The following is a 2802-nucleotide window of genomic DNA, read 5'->3' as shown; positions in this document are numbered from 1 at the left end:
ACCTAGCCTAGATTAATGCGACCTGTAAGAAAGTGATTAACCTACATTCTTACGAGCGTTTTGGAACATACGCATCCAAGCACCGTTCTCGCCCCAACCTTCTGGAGACCAAGAGTTAGCCACTGTACGGAATACACGCTCTGGGTGAGGCATCATGATAGTCACGCGGCCATCCGTCGTTGTTAAACCTGTAATAGCGTTTGGCGAACCGTTCGGGTTGTTCGGGTATTGCTGCGTTGGGTTACCGTGGTTATCTACATAACGTAAAGCAACCGTACCTGAATTTTCAATCGCATTTAGGTGGTCGTTGTCACGCACTTCTACGCGGCCTTCACCGTGAGAAACTGCGATTGGCATACGAGAACCTTCCATGCCGTTGAAGAATACAGAATCAGATTTCTGAACTTCAACTAGGCTGAAACGAGCTTCAAAGCGCTCAGATTCGTTGCGAACGAAACGTGGCCAGTACTCAGCACCTGGGATAAGCTCACGCAGGTTAGACAACATCTGACAACCGTTACACACACCTAAAGAGAAGGTATCTTCACGCTTGAAGAAGTTTGCAAATTGCTCACGAGTCGAATCGTTAAACAGAACTGACTTAGCCCAACCTTCACCAGCGCCCAGTACGTCACCGTAAGAGAAGCCACCACAAGCCACAAGACCGTTGTACTCTTCTAGAACCGCTTGACCCGTAAGGATGTCGCTCATGTGAATATCAGTTGCTTCGAAGCCAGCACGGTCGAATGCTGCTGCCATTTCAACGTGAGAGTTAACACCCTGCTCACGTAGAATCGCCATCTTAGGCTTAGCGCCAGTGTTGATGAACGGTGCAGCAATGTCTTCATTTACGTCGAAGCTCAGTTTCACATTTAGACCCGGATCTGAGTTGTCTTTCTTCGCTTCATGCTCTTGGTCTGCACATGCTGGGTTGTCACGTAGACCTTGCATCTTGTGCGTCGTCTCAGCCCAGATAGTACGGAGTTCAGTACGGTTACGTTCAATCACAACCGACTCACCAGACTTAATCACTAACTCATCAGAAGCTTCAACAGAACCAATCACGTGTGAACACGCTTCTAGGCCGTTAGCTGCAAGCGTAGAAAGAACAGCATCTAGGTCATCGTTACGAACTTGGATTACCGCACCTAGCTCTTCGTTAAATAGTGCAGCTAAAGTATCTTCACCTAGCGCTTCAATGTTTGCATTAACACCACAGTGACCCGCGAACGCCATCTCAGCCAGTGTTACGAATAAACCACCATCGCCTTTATCGTGGTAAGCCACTACTTGGTCGTTAGCAACCAGTGCTTGAATGCCTTCGTAGAAACCTTTTAGCTGAGCTGCGTTGTCTACGTCTGCTGGCTTATCACCAAGCTGCTTGTAAACTTGCGCTAGTGCCGTTGCACCTAGACGGTTTTTGCCATTACCTAGGTCGATAAGAACTAGTGAAGTGTCACCTTTGTCAGTGCGAAGCTGAGGCGTAATTGTTTTACGAACATCTTCAACACGAGCAAATGCAGTGATAACAAGAGATAGCGGAGACGTTACTTCTTTCTGCTCGCCGTTCTCTTCCCACTTCGTCTTCATCGACATTGAGTCTTTACCCACAGGGATAGTTAGCCCCAGAGCTGGGCATAGCTCTTCACCGACAGCTTTCACCGCTTCGTAAAGACCTGCATCTTCACCTGGGTGACCCGCTGGAGACATCCAGTTCGCCGACAGTTTAATGTGTTTGATATCGCCGATGTTAGTTGCTGCAATGTTTGTGATTGCTTCACCAACTGCTAGGCGAGCCGATGCGCCGAAGTCTAGTAGTGCCACTGGCGTGCGCTCACCAAGAGACATCGCTTCACCGTGGTAAGAGTCGTAACTAGCTGCCGTTACTGCACAGTTAGCAACAGGAACCTGCCATGGGCCAACCATTTGGTCACGAGCAACAAGGCCAGTTACCGAGCGGTCACCGATAGTGATTAGGAATGTTTTCTCTGCGACAGTTGGCAAGCGAAGAACACGGTCAACCGCTTCGTTCATTTCGATACCAGAGCGGTCAATCGCTGGGTTGTTCGCTTTTAGCGTTTTCGCATCACGGTGCATCTTAGGTGTTTTACCTAATAGGATGTCCATCGGCATGTCGATTGGCGTGTTGTCGAAGTGTGAATCTTCAAGTTTAAGTTCACGCTCTTCAGTAGCTTTACCAACCACAGCGTATGGTGCACGTTCACGCTTACAAATTGCGTCAAACGTTGCCATGTCTTTGTCTGCAACGGCCATTACGTAACGCTCTTGAGATTCGTTACACCAGATCTCAAGTGGGCTCATGCCCGGCTCATCGTTTGGCACGTCACGTAGGTTGAAGATACCGCCACGCTCGCCATCATCTACTAGCTCAGGAAGTGCATTTGAGATACCGCCCGCGCCCACATCGTGGATGAATGCGATTGGGTTCGCATCACCTAGCTGCCAACAACGGTCGATAACTTCCTGACAACGACGTTCCATCTCTGGGTTTTCACGTTGTACCGAAGCAAAATCGAGATCTTCTGAAGAAGAACCTGAATCCATTGAAGATGCCGCACCGCCACCAAGGCCGATGTTCATTGCAGGACCACCCAGAACGATTAGGCTTGCACCTACTGGGATCTCTTTCTTCTGAACGTGCTCGTCACGGATGTTACCAAGGCCACCAGCAAGCATGATTGGCTTGTGGTAACCACGTACTTCTTCACCTGCGTGAGAGTTTACTTTCTCTTCATAAGTACGGAAGTAGCCTAGTAGGTTTGGACGACCAAATTCGTTGTT

At 49.0% G+C, this 2802-nt stretch carries 1 protein-coding gene; it reads right to left on the bottom strand.

From position 1 onward, the window contains the following. Positions 1-36: 36 nt before the first annotated feature. On the bottom strand, positions 37-2802 hold a 2766-nt coding region (gene purL / locus BCT81_RS17835), incomplete at its 5' end, for a phosphoribosylformylglycinamidine synthase (protein ID WP_102425321.1).

Origin of the sequence: Vibrio sp. 10N.261.52.A1 (genome assembly GCF_002876325.1) — a bacterium.
GTDB lineage: Bacteria > Pseudomonadota > Gammaproteobacteria > Enterobacterales > Vibrionaceae > Vibrio > Vibrio chagasii.
This window is presented reverse-complemented; position numbering and strand designations above follow the sequence as displayed.